The sequence below is a fragment of the Acetobacteroides hydrogenigenes genome (assembly GCF_004340205.1).
In the GTDB taxonomy this organism is placed as follows: domain Bacteria; phylum Bacteroidota; class Bacteroidia; order Bacteroidales; family ZOR0009; genus Acetobacteroides; species Acetobacteroides hydrogenigenes.
Genome location: NZ_SLWB01000001.1, coordinates 660,974 through 677,364 on the forward strand (window position 1 = coordinate 660,974; position 16,391 = coordinate 677,364).

12 protein-coding genes are annotated in these 16,391 nt (G+C 46.0%); 3 read left to right on the forward strand and 9 right to left on the reverse strand.

Features of this window, described 5'->3' with window-relative positions:
* The first annotated feature begins 22 nt into the window (after positions 1–22).
* Positions 23–514 (forward strand): DUF7674 family protein, encoded by a 492-nt coding sequence (locus tag CLV25_RS02650; protein ID WP_131838080.1) that lies wholly within the window; start codon positions 23–25, stop codon positions 512–514.
* A gap of 80 nt (positions 515–594) precedes the next feature.
* On the opposite strand, the gene CLV25_RS02655 is transcribed toward CLV25_RS02650, so the two are convergent.
* On the reverse strand, positions 595–912 hold the full coding sequence (locus CLV25_RS02655) for a hypothetical protein (RefSeq protein ID WP_131838081.1): 318 nt from the start codon (positions 910–912) through the stop codon (positions 595–597).
* 446 nt (positions 913–1,358) lie between these two features.
* On the opposite strand from CLV25_RS02655, the gene CLV25_RS02660 reads away from it, so the two are divergent.
* On the forward strand, positions 1,359–1,715 hold the full coding sequence (locus CLV25_RS02660; RefSeq protein ID WP_131838082.1) for a helix-turn-helix domain-containing protein: 357 nt from the start codon (positions 1,359–1,361) through the stop codon (positions 1,713–1,715).
* Between the two features lie 364 nt (positions 1,716–2,079).
* Here CLV25_RS02660 and CLV25_RS02665 read toward each other — a convergent pair whose 3' ends face one another.
* The 7 genes from CLV25_RS02665 to CLV25_RS02695 form a co-directional block, all read right to left on the reverse strand.
* Entirely contained in the window at positions 2,080–3,090 is a 1,011-nt protein-coding gene (locus CLV25_RS02665) for a PorP/SprF family type IX secretion system membrane protein (protein WP_131838083.1), read from the reverse strand.
* 22 nt (positions 3,091–3,112) lie between these two features.
* Positions 3,113–4,267, reverse strand: a complete 1,155-nt coding sequence (locus CLV25_RS02670) for a T9SS type B sorting domain-containing protein (protein ID WP_131838084.1) — start codon at positions 4,265–4,267, stop codon at positions 3,113–3,115.
* 56 nt (positions 4,268–4,323) lie between these two features.
* Positions 4,324–5,283, reverse strand: a complete 960-nt coding sequence (locus CLV25_RS02675) for a hypothetical protein (RefSeq protein WP_131838085.1) — start codon at positions 5,281–5,283, stop codon at positions 4,324–4,326.
* Positions 5,284–6,170: 887 nt separating this feature from the next.
* The gene (locus CLV25_RS02680) at positions 6,171–7,646 is read right to left on the reverse strand and encodes an HlyD family secretion protein (RefSeq protein ID WP_131838086.1); all 1,476 of its coding nucleotides are present in this window, start codon (positions 7,644–7,646) and stop codon (positions 6,171–6,173) included.
* A gap of 20 nt (positions 7,647–7,666) precedes the next feature.
* The gene (locus CLV25_RS02685) at positions 7,667–8,506 is read right to left on the reverse strand and encodes a BT1926 family outer membrane beta-barrel protein (RefSeq protein WP_131838087.1); all 840 of its coding nucleotides are present in this window, start codon (positions 8,504–8,506) and stop codon (positions 7,667–7,669) included.
* 10 nt (positions 8,507–8,516) lie between these two features.
* A complete protein-coding gene (locus tag CLV25_RS02690) occupies positions 8,517–9,983 on the reverse strand; it encodes a hypothetical protein (protein ID WP_131838088.1) in 1,467 nt (488 codons plus the stop codon).
* Between the two features lie 1,269 nt (positions 9,984–11,252).
* Positions 11,253–11,633 carry a DUF4296 domain-containing protein gene (locus tag CLV25_RS02695; RefSeq protein ID WP_131838089.1) on the reverse strand — a complete coding sequence of 127 codons (381 nt, stop codon included), beginning with the start codon at positions 11,631–11,633 and terminating at the stop codon, positions 11,253–11,255.
* A 379-nt stretch (positions 11,634–12,012) separates the two neighbouring features.
* On the opposite strand from CLV25_RS02695, the gene CLV25_RS02700 reads away from it, so the two are divergent.
* Positions 12,013–14,382, forward strand: coding sequence for a DUF5686 and carboxypeptidase-like regulatory domain-containing protein (locus CLV25_RS02700; protein WP_131838090.1), 2,370 nt, complete (start codon positions 12,013–12,015; stop codon positions 14,380–14,382).
* Positions 14,383–15,048: 666 nt separating this feature from the next.
* On the opposite strand, the gene CLV25_RS02705 is transcribed toward CLV25_RS02700, so the two are convergent.
* The gene (locus tag CLV25_RS02705) at positions 15,049–16,302 is read right to left on the reverse strand and encodes an MFS transporter (protein WP_131838091.1); all 1,254 of its coding nucleotides are present in this window, start codon (positions 16,300–16,302) and stop codon (positions 15,049–15,051) included.
* Positions 16,303–16,391 lie beyond the last annotated feature (89 nt).

Below are 16,391 nucleotides of genomic sequence, written 5' to 3' on the forward strand. Positions count from 1 at the left end.
AAAAGCTACAAAAAACGACGACATGCAGGAACAAGATGTGGATTCTATCGGACAAGAAGCCATTAACGAAGAGGGAAAAACAACCGTTGACGAGGCTATTGCTCTAATTGTAAACTCTAACCCCGAGCTAAAAGCATACTGGGATAACACCATCGACGAGGAGTACGAAGGTTCGTACGAGGAAAACCGTCAAGACCTAATCGATATCATAACCGTTGTTGACTATATCATAGAGAAGTTCCGTAGCGACGACACCTCCGATCTTTCGGCAATTTTTGCCAACATCGAGGAGGCGTTCCAAAACCCCAGCACCGATGCCAAGGAGCTTATCGTTACCGGAATCCTCGAAGGGTTGCAGAACGGCTGCGACATGGAGCAGCTCGACTTCCGCAACGGATTCGACAAGTGGCTCGGCGCAAAGAGCAAGCGCGCCTGGGACGGCCTTATCTACCTCCACGATAGCAACGACCCCTACGAGGTAAAAGCCGAACGCATTAAAACATTCATCGACTAATATAGATAAAGGGCCCGCAAGGCCCTTTTCCTTTTTGGCCCTATGCTGAATGGTGCGAGTCGTCTAGCATCATTCGATACCTATTGAAGGCAAGATTCAACCACCACGTGGTTACCTCCTACCCTTCTTAATTTCCCCGAATTACACTCGGGGCTAATCGTACTGAAGCCCTTAAGGGCTTCAAATAGCAGTAAAAAGTAGTACAGCTTGCTTTTATCCACGAATAGTAGGGTAACTACAAGCTGACGAAGAGCAATCCTGAAAGGATTGAACCTGAATAGCCCCACATGCAATGCGGGGAAGGCATGTGCAATGTAGCGACAACCGCGAAGCGGTTGAATGGCGAAGTAAAAAAGGTTACCCACACCAAATAGCAGAAAACCTCCAACTATCAGCACTCACCCCTACTCGCTTTTATCCCAGTTCAGCACACCTTTCGCGAAGTATTTTATAGCTTTTGCAAAGTAAAATATGGATTATACAGGCATAATATCCGATCTACCTATCGGAATACAGTTTCTACCTGCCTACTACTAATTTCTACATACCGATAAAGCACTTTTACCAGTCGGAAAGATGTTTTTGCAAATCAGAAAACCATTTCTGCAGATCGGAAAATGATTTCTGCAAAGCAGAATCTAATTTATGCAAAGCGATAAATAATTTAATCGTATCGGAAAGCAACTTTTACCCATCGATATTCAACTTCTGCAAAGCATTTAGCCACTTCTACCAACCAATCTCCTTTTCGGGATAGCAGGCTACGGTTTTACCGTAGCAATAGCCGACTTTTAGCCTACTATTTGTAACTTTAGGGCAAAGCTTAACCCCAAAAACAAAGGCTATGCTAACGTTTAACATCAACCGTCTTCTAAAGATCCGTGGCGTAGAGAAGCCCTACGCCTACATGGTGGCGTCAGGCTTCTCCTCCGATTTTTCGGCGCGCATCATCAAGAACAAAACCCGCCGAATGGACCTCAACATGGTGGAGCGCCTGTGCGAGCTGTTCCGCTGCACCCCCAACGACCTTATTGAGTGGGAGCCATCGCCCGAACAGGCTGCGGTGGAGAATCATCCGCTTAAGCCGCTCGAAAGGGCCAAAAAGGTGGAGGGCCTCACCCAGCTGCTAAACTCCGTTCCCCTGGATAAGCTCGAGGAGATCGAGAGCCTAATCAAGGAGCGGTACAACACCGCGAGGTAAGCACAGCGTGGTCATCGTACGGATAGGGTATTGCCTATGCCCGTCATAGCTAAGCGACGAATAGTAATATTCTCGAACGAAAAGGATTAGCTGCCAGCATCAACGCATAATTGAAGCACGCAATCCCCTCTTGGGAGGGGGGCAGGGGATGGTTTGTTCGCTTAAATCATCATTTTTCACTCCAATTAGCAATCTTAACCCTCCAACGGAGGGGATTACGTGCTGCTATTGGGCGTTTATCCTTTAGCCTTCAGCCTAACGGCTATGCAGCATATGCTACGCAAATGCCATCAAAAAAAAACGCTGCGAACCTCTGTGTTCTCAGCGCCTATATCGTTTCTGTCTAAAATTTTGTACCTGATTTCTATCGTCGCCTCATCCAACGGTAGCGGCTGCGGCTGTCGCCAATGGAGTAGCCCACCATAAACTCGTGCGAGCCAAACTTCGAGAAGGTGGACACATCGCCAAATCCGAAGTTAAAGGCGTAGCCAAACTTAAATTCCTGATACTTGGCCCCTACAAGAACCAGAACGGCTCCGGCAGTTCGATACGACAGCCCCGCCCAGTAGTCCTGGCGGTAGTAGCCCTTTAGGTTGAGGTCGGCGTTAAACTGTCCGCGCTCGGTAAGGGTTATCATGGTCGATGGCTCGAAGTCTACGTAGTAGTTCACCTTCATCTTGTAGCCGCCCATTAGGTAGTAGTGGCGGAGCACCTCGGGCTTCGAGGCCTTGTCGTCTACGGCAAAGCGAACGGCAGACTGCAGCAGGTTATTCACCGTTACCCCGGCAAAGAACCCCTTGTTGGTATAGTATGCGCCAAAGTTGGCCTCGGGCGACATCTGCGACACCCGCTTGCCCGGCATCAGTAGCGGATCGTTGTCGGGGTTGGGCAGATCTTCGTTGGTAACGTTGGCCCTAAACTGGAAAACGCTTATCGAAAGCCCCAGCGACAGCCTGTCGTCGCGCTGCAGCGGGGTGTGGTAGGCGTAGGTGGCCTGAAAGCCGTTACGCGATACGTCGCCGTTCCAGTCGCTGTAGATCATGGCGCCAATACCCGTAGCTGCCGAACGGTTGCTGCGCATACGGCTGCTCCATCCGCGGCTTCGGTTAAAGATGTTGAGCACGCTACCCAACCGGCTCGTCTGGAAAGAGGCAATGTAGGTTTTGGGCGCCTTAGAGTAGCCCGCCCACTGGTTGCTGGCCGTAAGCGTAAAGTTGGTGAAGCCCTCCGATCCGGCAAAGCCCGGATTTATGAGGTATGGATTGAACATATACTGCCCAATTAACGGCTCCTGCTGCGCCCTTGTTGCCAATGGGGCAAGAGCCAGAAGAAGTCCGGTAAGAGCCGATAGCGTATATGTCCGTTTTGTCATCATTGTTAACCTAGGCTGTTTATACTTACAGAATGATGGTTACCGATCCCTTTAAGGTTTCCGTAACGCCGTTATACTTAAATCGGATGATGTAGTGGTACGAGTCGACAGGTAAAGGCCTACCGCTCGAGTCCTTTCCGTCCCACATCTCTTCGCTTGCGTACTTGCCCTTGTTGTACTTCCAAATGCGCGTACCCCAACGGTTGAACACCTCCATCTCCAGATTCTCTACGTCGTACTTGTAGTCGTTCATCTGAGGATCGAACTCGGGTATCGTCCACTTATCGTTGTAGCCATCGCCGTTGGGCGTAAAGGCGGCTGGGATGCGTACGCTGTTTATCTTGCACAGGTTTACGGCTACGGTATCGGAGCCTACGCAACCAAAACCGTCGGTAACCGACAGCACCAAATCTACAGGAGCCCGATCGGCATAGTAGGAGGTAGCGGTTGATACCAGCTCGTTGTTGATGTACCAAGAGTACAGGTTGCCCTTATCTACGGTGGGCACTATGGTAGTTGGCTGATTCTTGCAGATGGTAACATCATCGCCAAGATCAACCTTCGGAAGGTCGTGTGAAATAACTTTTACGGTGTCGAACGAGCAGGTTGCCAAATCGTCCACCACTTTTACGGCATAGGTACCCGAAGCCGACACAATGCGCTTTACCGCAAAGGCCTCGTTCTGGTCCATCCACTTGCTTAGGTTGGTTGCAATGGTTCGCTTACCATCCTTAAGCTGCACCTCCAGCTCGTAGGTGCTCCCCTTACAGAGGTTAATAAGGTTATCCTTAGTATTGGCAAATAGCGAGATTGGGACAAAAATCTCGGGGGTGTTAACCACCAAGTCCTGGGTGTACTCCTCGCCCGTACAGCCCCACTTTGTTCTTTCTACTATATGAAACGTATATATACCGCCGGTCATGTTGGCAAAGTTCCAGCTAACCTCTACGGTATCGGAACCGGCATTTACCGCCTTAATGGCCTCGGCAGGCACCCATCGGGTATCCTTGCCTACTGTGTACGAAATCTTCCACTCGAAGCTCGACTCCCCGTTAAAGCCCTTTACCCAGTAGCGCTCTACACTACCTTGGCAGGCGTAGGGCAGGTTTTGCCCATACGCCGCCGTGGTAAGTAGTGCGGCTACCACAACAAAAAAAAGTATGTGGAGTCGTTTATGCATTAAATCGTGTAACGGTTTGTTGCTGATTTGTGGTTCTAAATAGTTGCTAGCAAAGATTACTTCGCCTTATTATTTCCAATGTGGTAAATAGGTCCTGTAACAGGTTTAGCATTAACAATGAATACACGATTCTCTGTTTCTGTTGTTAAAAAATCCTTCCAATCTATTGCTTTTAAGTCATCATCAGTAGCAGTTGGACCATTATAAGATAAATTAGCAAGGATATCTACCTTCCCTTTTCTCGTGATGGTAGAACTCAAGTATGTCAAAGTTACAATATACCTTGTTCTTGTAGAACCCGCAGTAAGGGTTAATGTAGGAAGGGTTATATTACCTGTCTTTGCTGATATTACTTCTTTAGTAACTGCACCCGCGGCATTATCAGTCCATGTTCCAGCTGCAGAATATTCATCCTTCTTAATTGTATACCCTAAAACATACCTATCATCAGTACCAGGAGAACTTTCAGTAAACGCTACACCTAGAGAAGGTGTAGTTAGAGCAGCATCTCCAGAACAATGAACAAACGCAGTTTGCCCTGAAGCATAATTAGTAGTAAACGCTACAGTTGGTGCATCAATTACTCTAACTGTGTGTACAACTGGAGTACTCGTTAAACATGATCCACCAAACGAATCTGGCAACTTCTCATACACTGTAAGATCATGATCACCTACTGCATTCCAAGTAACCTCCACATAGTTTTTAGGAGTAGCCGCTGGTGCAATATTAATTGTAGGCGCAGCACCAGGAGGTGTAGGAACTGTCCAAACCCAAGTTGTACCTGCAGTAATAGTCCAAGTTTTAGTACCTGCATTCCAACCTGGATGATATGCAGCATCTGGTGTCGCATAGTATGCGGTAGTTGTATTTACCGTTACATAATCGGTTGCCTCTGTAGCAAAATCAATAAATTTTCCTGAAGCAAATGTATTATCAACTTGCCCCATTGCGCTACCAACCATAAGGGTTGCAGCAAGGGTAAGGGCATACCCTAGGATTCTAGATTTTTTCATACCAAAAGCGTGTTAAAACTAATTATTGTTGTTAAACCTATTCCAAATTCAGCGCACAGCGGAGGCTGCACGGTACATTTTTCTCTCATTAATTGGCTGCTGTTTCGAGGGTAATTTTTGAGGAGGGAATCCCTTACGGCCTAGCATTGGCGCGCATTCCACAACACAATTCCATTTCCACACTTTTCCCCACATTGTACGCTGCAAAATAATACAATATTTCAGAACTTTAAGGTATACTAACAAATATTTTTAAGGTATGTTTTGTTAAATCTTCATTCAACAGTGCTATCAAAAAGTGCAAATACTGTTTTTCAACACCTTACACGCAACACAAGCACCCTACCACGATTAACAATCCCTAAAGTTGATTATAGTTCGTTTAACCTACGTCAAAAAGCGGGTGTAGACCAAAAAACAGCAAAAATCCGTTTACAAACACCCATATTGGATCTTTTACACGCAGAAATGTAAAACGTAACATTAGCCCCATCCCTGCACACTGCTCAAAATCGAGTTCTGCAAAGCTTCCCGTTTAAGCATCGTGCATTAAAAACAAAAACAGCTTTCAATCTGACGCTTACATTTTACGCCATAAGCTGCCAGAAGCGCCCCAAAAGAGCTCTCAAAGTTGCCGTTTTGGTACCGCTAGCGGCTAAGCGTAGCAGCCTGCTCGTAGCCGGGAATGCTTTTTGTAGGCAAGCCTCCAATGAGCCATTCTGCAGCTTCCATAGGGCCGGGTGTAGGATGCAAATAGCAGAGTGGTGTCGTGCCCCGCCGATTAGCCCAACTGTATGCCCCGTAAAATTAAAGAGGGCACCACCTGCGGTGGTACCCTCAAAACATTTTTGCTTGTATGCTCTGCTTATTGAATTAAGGAGCAAGTGCTACTTGCCAAGATTATTTATCACCGTAACAAGAGCATTCTTTTGCTTCTCTAGCATGGTAAATTCGACCTGCTGATCGGCAATATACTGGGTTAGCTCGGCAATAGCATCGCGAATACCCTTTATCTGAGAAGATGGGAACATATCGCTAATGCCGTTCTTCTTAAACGCCTCGAACTTAACCACCGCTTCGTTGTAGCGAACTTGTGCATCAACGGTATCTTGCTCTAAAGCGGCAATATAATCGTTAATATCGTTAATGTTGTTATCGAGCATGTCTTTAAGGTCATCCAACCTTTCTGCATTACCATAGTAAAGGCCATACTGATTAGCGTATGTTTGAGCCTCGCTCATTTTAGCTCTTGCATCAATGCTCAAATCCTTAATCAGATTCTCGAGTTTTGTACGTACCGCCGTAAAGCTGTCAATCTGAGCTTGTACATTTTCCTTTAAGGTTGTCCATTCGGGAACCGATGGGTTGGCGCTTTCACGGTTTCCCACCTCGGTAAGCACCGCTTGAAGTTGCGCTATCAGGTTACCTAGGGTTCCTATGTAGCTGTAAGTGGCCTTATCCGCCGATAGCTTATTGGAAGAATTGGCGGCAAGAGACATTGCAAAGTAGGCATCAAAATCGGCCCTTACAGCTTCTGGAATTGCCACATTAACCCTATAATCGGATTTTTCATATCTTTCAAAGTCTAGGCTATCCACTTTTTCTTCCATCTTTCTAGCCTCCAGAGCAATTCCTACAGCCGTAGACATTGCTACTTCGGCCGCCTTGTTCTGCTCTACAATTTTTGCAGCCACAGTAGCCTTAACGGTTTCTAAATCTCCGGTTCTAGCCTCTTTGGCAAGGTTTAGCACCTCGGTTACCATCGCAAGATTACGCTGAGCAGAGGTAACCTCGCCCTTTAGAAGAGTAGCAACTTGCACCGAGTCTTTAGCAATGTAGGAGTTCAAGGTAAAGTTTAGGCCAACCAGTCTCGACTGATTCATTACAATGTTTCTCGAAATCCTATCTAACCTCCGAACGATACGCATAAGCTGATCTTGATACATTTCGGGGATGAATACCTTAGCAATTTCGAGCTGCGCTAGAGCCGCCTGATACTCTTTTTGAGCATTGGTAAGCGCTATTTGAGCCTGAACAAGATTCTGCTCGCTCATAGCTTGCATCTGGGCCAGCTGAAGGTTGTAATACGTTTTGTCGGCATCGGTATAAGCCTGATCTCTTGCGTTAACCAGCTCTTGGGCACGAACAGCGGCCTCCTTTTGTTTTGTAAGAGCATTTTGGGTAGCCACCTGAGCCTCCTTCAGCTTCACCTCAGCACTCTTTAGTGCTGCTTGAGCCTTGATAAACTCGGCTCGAGCGGAGTATACCTCCTCTACGCCCTTGGTTTCGGGCATATCCACGCAGCTGGTTGTTATTCCCGACAGAAATATCGCTGCTGCTATAACTAAAAATATTTTTTTCATTTTTGAATTTCGTTGAATCGTTAAAACCTAACCCCCAACTTGAGCATTGGCATCTGGAAGACGCGCATCTCGTGGTTGGTTGCCGAGAACTTGTAGTATCCGGTAGGCTCCATGGTAACCGCGCTATAGGTGTAGGCAAATGGCTGCACCTCGATTCCGATGGTTAACCCCTGCGATATTGAGTAATCGACACCGGCAACAATAGCCCCAGTTACAGCCCATGCACTACCCGACCTCGACGAAGCCGACGAGGCAGCAATAGGATCGCCGTCGCTATCAACCTCACCCGTATAAGGACGCTCGGTAGCAATTGTAGCAATAGCACCGCTACCGGCTACTCCCAAATAGGGATAAAGCCTTGGATTTCGAGTTTTAAACCAATAGTTAACGCCTAGTACCGAGAGGTAGTTATTGGCATAAACCCCATCAACCCACTTGTACTCGGGGATTGGCATGTCGGGAACCGAAAGATCGCCCTCACCATAGTCTACCTTTGGAGTACGGTTGATGTTCATGCTAACCATTAGGTTTACTTCCCAATTATTGGTTACGAAATACCTCCCTTGTATACCAACCATATTTACAACCGAGTTGTTGTTCATGCTACCGAGCCTAAGGTAGGTAGCAGGCGAACCCGACTGCCCATTACCGCTGGGTAGCCCAACCGAGGTCGCATTGTAGGCAGGAAGGAGGTATGTTGTATTCTCGTTTATAAACTGCCCTTTACCAAACACCAACGAAAACTGGTAATCGCCCTTACGAGGGGCAAAAACATCCTCAGAACCAGTTGGAGCTTGGGCAAAAAGACTTGTAGAGATTAGGCATATAAATGCCATCGCTACCGTTTTTTTTACCATCATGAGACCTCTCCTATTTGTTATAGTCGTTAATTAGCTTAACCAGCTCGTCCTTTTGCTTGGTTACAGCGTTGAATCTATCGTGCAACCTATTCAGATAAGACTCCATTGATGCCAGCTGCCTTTGGTATTCTGCCTTTACATTTTCGAAATTACCACCCATATCCTTGCTATAGCCGCTCTCCCATGCCTTTAGGTCTATATTTAGCCCATCAAGATCAGACTGATGCATATTTACATTGCGTTGAGCATCCTCAACTCTGCCTTCAAAATTGTAGTCAATCATATCAATGTTGGATAGAGCACTTGTATAGAATCCAATATAGCCATCAATAGTGTCACGGTATTCTTCTTGCGTTGTCAACTCTGCATTCTTTTGAGCAATCGTAATAAGTAGATCGTGCTGCTCATTTTGCAAGGTTGTCCCAACTGCATTCAGTCTATCGTACTCAGCAGTAATAGAAGCAATGAATGTATCCCACTCGGCAACTGTAGGGTTAGCAGCCTTCTTGTTGTTTGCGTAAGTTTTCAAGTCACTCAAAAAGATTAACAGGTTCCCCAAACGACCAACAGAAACAACAGAAACAAGATCTGTCTTCATATAATTATAATAATCCCCCTTTACAACATCCTTAATTGCATCAGGAACAGCAACAGTAGCAGAATAGTCCTGTTTAGAATTCAGTTGGAAGCCTATACCGCTGCTTTGGTTATTCAAATTTGTAATCTCGGCATTAAGGTTGGCAATCTTGGTGTCAACTGCATTTCTTTCTAGGGTTAGATCCTTGATTTTTGTAGTAATGGAGGCCTTATGGGCAGCCCTTTCGGCCTGATTGGCATTCTTTACTTCGGTCATCAACGCAAGGTAATCCTTAGCAACCTGTAACTCTTTAGTCTTTGCTGCGATGCTTTTTCTAAGGGCATAGTCGTAGTTCACCGAATCCTTAGCAACCCATAGGTTAAGGTGAAGGTTTTCCATAACAATTTCTCCTTCTACTGCGCTAATCTCGCTCATAATATCGGCAAGTTCTTCCTTCACTTCATAGAGCTTTTCCATGTACATTTGAGGGATACCTACGGTTTGGGCAATTTTCAACTCGGCCAACGCCTGCTCGTAAGCAATGCGAGCCTCGGCTGTTTGCCTTTGAACATTAATAATCATCAGCTGATTATTAACCTGCATCTGCTGCAGTTCTAACTCTAGCCTCGCTTTATCGAATGCATTACGTGCCTCATTGGCAGAGTTTTGGATTTCGAGCCCCTTTGCATAGGCCTCCTGCAATTTAGCATTGGCCTGCTCGGTAGCCGCTTTTGCCTCTGTGAGCTTCGCCTCGGCAAGCTGTAGCGCGGCCTGTGCTTTTAGGAATTCAACTTTGGCACCGCGAACCTCTTCGATCCCCTTTGGTTCCTCAATGTCTACACAACTAGCCATGAATATGCCTAACGCAAACATGGCAAACAAGAACTTTAGATTTTTCATAAAATTTGACTGTTGGTTTAATAAATGTGCGTTAAATTTATAAAACTTACTTTCAATAAAAAAACACATACAACATCAAATCTTGAGCACAACCCAAATTTAACATAGCATTATAAGAGCCAAATCCCTCATGTTTACTTGTATTTCGAGATGTTTTTTCTTATTTGTTATTTTTTACTACACACCAAAGATTGCACCATTTAATTAATTTGTGTTTATTTTTACGTGCCGTAAGCTAACACGTAAAAACCGAAATTCACTGCACAAAACACCTGTTAGTGCCATCGGAATTACACCTGCATCCGGCAAACAAAACATCGATTAAGCCAAGAGACAGCCTACCCGAACTTATCACGCAGCAGAGCAGATGGCTCTGCTATAAAATTGCCAGAAGTATATTTTCCTCTACTAAATCCCACTTCAGATACACAAAGAAGCCTGGCATAACAACGACAAGGCACACCTCTACATGTTATAACAGCTACGCGACACTCCCGTCATTCGACACTTGCTTCTCTTTTTAGAACAGCCCCGTTTAGGCAACCAAAGGTGTCACACCAAAACCATTTAGCAAACGTCAGCCTAGCCCCGAAGGGGCGGCCCCCAAAGACGCTACTCCTATTCAAAAAGGTTAAGCCCCACCCAGGGCTGATAAAACAATGTCATTAAAAGGAAAAGTTCACCCTCGGAATGCCATCCCACGCTTGTCACGGAACCGAGCAACGCAAGCTAATCGTAGTAATCTAAAGAGTCGCCCAATGTGCTATTTATAGCCAAACAAAAAACACCCTGTAGGGCTGAATCTACAGGGTGCTCATTACGATTAAAAAAGGTGTAACTGCATAGGGATTTTAAGGGAATGATACTATGCAGTCAAGGGAATTAACTATGGAAGCTTCACGCTTGCATTTAAAAGGGTTATCTTGTAGCATTCACTCATGCTGTATATTTTCATTGCAAAATCATTATTTTAGGCTCTATCGCATATATGAAGCCCTCACGCAATAATGCTAGATGCCTTTCTGAAACTAGAGCGCCGAAAAGTACAAATTAATATTAACTTTTCAAAACACTCCTTAACTTTTTAAAATGCCTTTTGATTTATGTTATCTCCTTACATACAATTCAAAAAACAAGCAGAACTCTCAATAAAACTAAAGTCCTAAATCACTGAAGTAAAAAGGACACTACTCCCGCTTGTAGCCATGTTTCCCAAAAGTACAATACTGTAAAACCTAAAGAAAAGTGGTGTAAAACAAGCCCCAACGCCTACTCTTTTTTCGCCTTAGGCTTTCTTTTAGGCTCAGCACTACGGAGTTCTTCTCGCATTTTTTCCTGCTGGGCCGAGAGGTCGTTTACAACCATCGTATAAATTTCGTCGAGCTTACGAGGGTACTTGCTGTAATACTGCAAGCTATAAATAAACTCTTCACGGGTTATCTTATTCTTCTTGAATACACCATCGTAGAGATAGAGAGAATCAAGATTTTCAAGTCTGCCTACCGCATACCTCTGCGTGTTAAATACCCCATCACAAAGGTGTACATCGCGAAGAACACTGGCCATCTTATTCTTAGACAAGACCTGCCCGTCTTCCTTACAAGATACCAATGCAACAATTGCGACTACTACTAGAACAAACTTTTTCATTTTAATAAAATACCGCTAAGCGGCAGTATTAATGCCCACAAAAGTAAGAAATAATTCGACACAACAACACCAAAACAAAGGTTTTACAACAGGTTGTAGGCTACTCTAGCCCCATTAATTACATCTATTAGCCGCTCTGGTCATCGCCCATTTTAAGGAGCCAACGAGCCACATTCGGCTGTTCTATTGGCAATAGCTACAACTAGCAGAAGGCACCCCCAAAAAAATAAGCGACAAACCAATAAAACAGTTCTGCAGCATCCTCTAAACAATGATAAGGCCCCAAATATCGACAACAAAAACAACTCCCTGCTCGAAGCAATTCATTTTATGCTTAACTTGCAGTTAACACTACGCCTAATATTGCCTAAATAAACTGATGAAAAAAATTTTATCAATTCTCCTTATTCTGGCTTCAACACAGGTATTATCGCAAGGCAGATATAGCGGAACGGTACGCGATGCGGTGACGCTAAAACCCCTACCCTTTGCCACTGTTGTAGTATCGCACAACAAGACAAAGGGGGTTACCACCAATCTTCACGGAGAGTTTACCATCAGCACCTCGCTTTCCGATCAAAGCCTAACGTTTAGCTACATGGGGTACGAATCCCGCATGGTAGCGGCATTAACCCTTAAGCCTTCAGGCAACGAGATACTGCTAAAGCCTTCCGATTACAGCATCGACGAAATAACGGTGTACCCTTCCGAAAACCCCGCCCACCGAATCATCAACAACGCAATTGCACATGTACCCGATAACAACCCCGACGAGAACCCTTCGTACAGCTGCCGCATATACAGTAAGACCATACTCCGCGTAGAGCCCTACGCCAAATCGAAAAACGAGGCAACCTTCCGCAGCTTTACCGACACCATGAACGTGCTGGTTACCGAATCGGTTGCCGACAGGGTATACCGATACAAGGATATCACCCAAGAAAAGGTTGTTGCCAACAGGGTGAGCGGCTTCAAGAATCCGCTATTCAGTTTCAACACCACCTCTTTTCAGCCCATACACTTCTACAAAACGAACATAACGCTACTCGACAAAAACTTTTTGAACCCAATAAGCCCCAATAGCACCAAAAGCTACTTCTTTCTGATGCAGGACACGCTCATTGCAGGACACGACACCACCTTTGTAATTCAGTTTACGCCCCGCCGTAACACCAACTTCGATGGGCTAAAGGGCTTTTTGCATATTAACAGCAACGGCTGGGCCATACAGAACGTAGCTGCCGAAAGAGCTGATAAGGCAGGTATCGACATCAACATAGAGCAGCAGTACACCCTGCAAAAGGGCAAGTGGTTCCCCAGCCAATACCGTCACAGGGTTACGCTAAACAACTATCCTCCGGGCTTCGGGCTGTGCTCGTACATGGAAGGAGTAGGCACAGTGTACGATGTTGTAATTTCGAAATCGGCACCAAAAGACCTAACACGTAGCACGGTCGAAATTGCCGACACCGCCAACAAGGCATACAAAGCCATAGAGCACTACCGATCGTTACCGCTATCAAAAAAGGATTCGACTACCTACCGAACCTACGAGGATATTAGCCGAGAGTACAACCTAGACAGATTTCAGTTTCTAGCAGAAAACCTATTCCAGGCCAAGATTCCGGTGCGGTGGCTATCCATACCGCTCACGTCAATATACAGCAGCAACGAGTACGAGAAAAACCGCTATGGCCTTGCGCTGGAAACCAACCGAAGGCTCTGCAAGTATGCGTCAATTGGAGGTCATTTTGCCTACGGAACAAAGGATGCCGAATGGAAGTACGGAGGATTTATTACCATTTTCCCAACGGGCGATCCTAGAACATCGCTAAGGCTAAGCTACCGAAACGACGTGGAGATGGCCACGCACTTTTACCTGATAGGCGAGAAGCGAAACGTGCTCGTCAACCGATTTCTCCTCGACAAGGCAGACAGAATAATCGAATACGCCGCAAAAGCCTCGTTTAGGATATGGGATTTCGACATTTCGGCTGGGGCTAAACGGCAGCAGCTGGCACCAACCTACAGCTATCGCTACAACGGCATAGAACAGCATAGGCTATGGACCAACAACTCGGAACTCGACCTTACGGTTCGCTTAGGGTACAAGGAGCGCGAGACCAAATTCTTTAACTCCTACATTTACGAAACACAGGGCTACCCGGTAGTTGGCGTAAGCATCCGACAGGGAGTAAGAGCGCTTAATGGCTGCTACCGCTACACCAGCATCGAGGCGGGCCTGTATAAGCGTTTTGTAATCAGAAAGGCGGGGGTGCTACGCATAACCGCATTAGCAGGTAGCATTAACGGCAGTGTCCCCTACTCGCTGCTGTACGGTACCAACGGAACCAAAAGCAGCTACTTCCCATTTCTGGTAAACAACTCCTTCAACTGTGCCAGGCCGTTCGAGTACGCATCATCGCGCTACGGCAGCACATTTGTTTACTACGACCTTGGCTCGCTACTATTATCCACAAAGCACTTTAAGCCCACCGTATCCATATTTCAGGCTGCAGGATGGTCGCGGCTTGCCAACCATGTCCGATACGAAGGCCTCGATGTAAAGGACATGCGCAAGGGCTACTTCGAGTCGGGATTGGTACTAGGCAGCCTTCTTCGCTTTAAGATGCTAGGATTCTTCTACCTGGGCTTCGGCGCTGGGGCGTTCGTAGCCTACGGCGATGCCGTAAAGGTGCCACTAGAAGAAACGGTTACCTACAAGGCTAGCATTAACTTCGACTTCTAATGAGCACGTATCAAGATACAAGATGCAAGATAATAGTCTAACGATTCTGCAGAATCAAAGTCTTGCGTCTTGACACTTGATACTTGATGCTTGGCAAAAGACGTAAGGCTCAAGGTACTATTAGCGGATTAGCATAACGTACAATTAACGAGACTCCTCCCCTTTTCAATGAGGGATCGCCGTAGATAGGGGTGGTTGTAGGTGAGTATAAGCCTGACGCAGCTGATCCTTTTTACCACGAAGGTGGCATTAGAGCATTTCCCAAAGGAAAAGTTCTACCCAAGATCTACGACAGAACATTCTCTTAGGGAAATGTTCTACCCGAGGGCTACGACAGAGCTTTCTCTTAGGGAAATGCTCTACCCGAGGGCTACGACGAAGCATTCTCTTAAGGAAATGCTCTACCCGAGGGCTACGACAGAACTTTCTCTTAGGGAAATGCACAACTCCATACCGAAGGCTATCTCCGCGATGGATAATAATTCGTTCAACATAAAAAGGGAGGTCCAACAAAGTTGTTCCTCCCTTTAAAATTCATCCATCTCTGCTAACCCTATTGACGATACTTCGTCGCGAATTCATCAACACGTTGAGATGGATCGCTTAAAACCAAACCTAACACCTGATGAAGCTGCTACTACTAGCCTGATCGCAAAAAAGTCTACTCTAATCACTATTTTTAGTTGGCTTAACGGCAAACAAAAACCAACTTGCGAGAAGCATCCCAACAGCAGAGATCTGGAAGACAAAGGACAGGCTGAAGTTTGCATCCTTCATTGCCCCTCCAATGTATATCATAATTCCACCGGTAATCGTACTTAAGAAGTTAAGAACGCCGTATCCGGTAGCACGGAATCGCTTATCGACAACCTGGCACATGATCGGCATCAGGTTAGAGTCGTGGAAGCCACGAGCCAAACCAAACACAATCATTCCGGCAATGGCAACCCCAAACAGTCCGGTTGTAGCCATTAGGTACAGGCATGGAGCACCAAGGGTAAAGCCAATAATTGGCAGGTAAAGTCGGCCCCTAACGTTTGTTCGTGCCCAACGATCGGCCAAAATACCGCCAACCAGCACGCCTACAAACGATGCTACCTGAATGTATCCTGTAGCCGAAACACCCGCTTCGCCCAAGCCCAAGTTAAACTGCTCCTTCAGGAAAGTGGGCAGCCAAGCATTAATCAGCCAGAACGACATTCCGAGTACCGCATTATAGAAAAGAAGTATCCAAAACGAGCGGCTACCAAAGAGGTTACGCACCGAATCTACAATACCAATGTGCCCCTCGCTATTATTACTACCCTTATTCTCCTTAACCTCCACATCAGGAGCCTCGTCCTCTTTAGGAGAATTCTTTAGCAAGAAGAACAGCAGCACGGCATAGGCCACACCGAAACCTCCAAAAAGATGGAATCCGTAGCGCCAGCCCCAGAACTCAGCAATAAAACCGCCAATACCGCCAAGTGCCATACCTGCATACAGGCCGCTAACGTGCAGGCCAGTAGCAAGCGATCGGGTTCTACCCTTATGGTAGTCGGTTATTAATGCCAAAGCAGCAGGAATATAGCAGGCTTCGCTTATACCCATTAGCGCACGGGCCACTAGCATCTCCTCGAAAGAAGTTACAAAACCAGTCCACAAGGTTACTGCCGACCAAATCAGCACGCTGAAAACGATCACCAGCTTTCGGCTATACCTATCAGCAAAGTAACCTCCAAACGGGCTTAAAAATCCGTAAACCCATAAGAATACAGAGGTGAGCAGACCAAACTGGGCATCCGTCATCTGTATTGACTCCTTAATGGGGTCGTGCATAGAGGTTAGTAGCAGACGATCTAAGTAGTTTAGCATGGCCACTACCCATAGTAGCCCAACTACAATCCATGCATATTTTGATATGCTTCCTTTTGTATCCATTTATTCACTAATAAGACGTAAAACATGGCTAACTAAACGCGTTCAGTGGTATCAAAAGTGAAGAATCGCAAGCGAAGAAAAAAGAATTT

Excerpts from the sequence above, each read along its gene's own strand:
- CLV25_RS02650 (WP_131838080.1), top strand. The coding sequence starts at position 23 with ATGCAGGAACAAGATGTGGATTCTATCGGACAAGAAGCCATTAACGAA.
- CLV25_RS02660 (WP_131838082.1), top strand. The coding sequence starts at position 1,359 with ATGCTAACGTTTAACATCAACCGTCTTCTAAAGATCCGTGGCGTAGAG.
- CLV25_RS02665 (WP_131838083.1), bottom strand. The coding sequence starts at position 3,090 with ATGATGACAAAACGGACATATACGCTATCGGCTCTTACCGGACTTCTT.
- CLV25_RS02670 (WP_131838084.1), bottom strand. The coding sequence starts at position 4,267 with ATGCATAAACGACTCCACATACTTTTTTTTGTTGTGGTAGCCGCACTA.
- CLV25_RS02675 (WP_131838085.1), bottom strand. The coding sequence starts at position 5,283 with ATGAAAAAATCTAGAATCCTAGGGTATGCCCTTACCCTTGCTGCAACC.
- CLV25_RS02680 (WP_131838086.1), bottom strand. The coding sequence starts at position 7,646 with ATGAAAAAAATATTTTTAGTTATAGCAGCAGCGATATTTCTGTCGGGA.
- CLV25_RS02685 (WP_131838087.1), bottom strand. The coding sequence starts at position 8,506 with ATGATGGTAAAAAAAACGGTAGCGATGGCATTTATATGCCTAATCTCT.
- CLV25_RS02690 (WP_131838088.1), bottom strand. The coding sequence starts at position 9,983 with ATGAAAAATCTAAAGTTCTTGTTTGCCATGTTTGCGTTAGGCATATTC.
- CLV25_RS02695 (WP_131838089.1), bottom strand. The coding sequence starts at position 11,633 with ATGAAAAAGTTTGTTCTAGTAGTAGTCGCAATTGTTGCATTGGTATCT.
- CLV25_RS02700 (WP_131838090.1), top strand. The coding sequence starts at position 12,013 with ATGAAAAAAATTTTATCAATTCTCCTTATTCTGGCTTCAACACAGGTA.
- CLV25_RS02705 (WP_131838091.1), bottom strand. The coding sequence starts at position 16,302 with ATGGATACAAAAGGAAGCATATCAAAATATGCATGGATTGTAGTTGGG.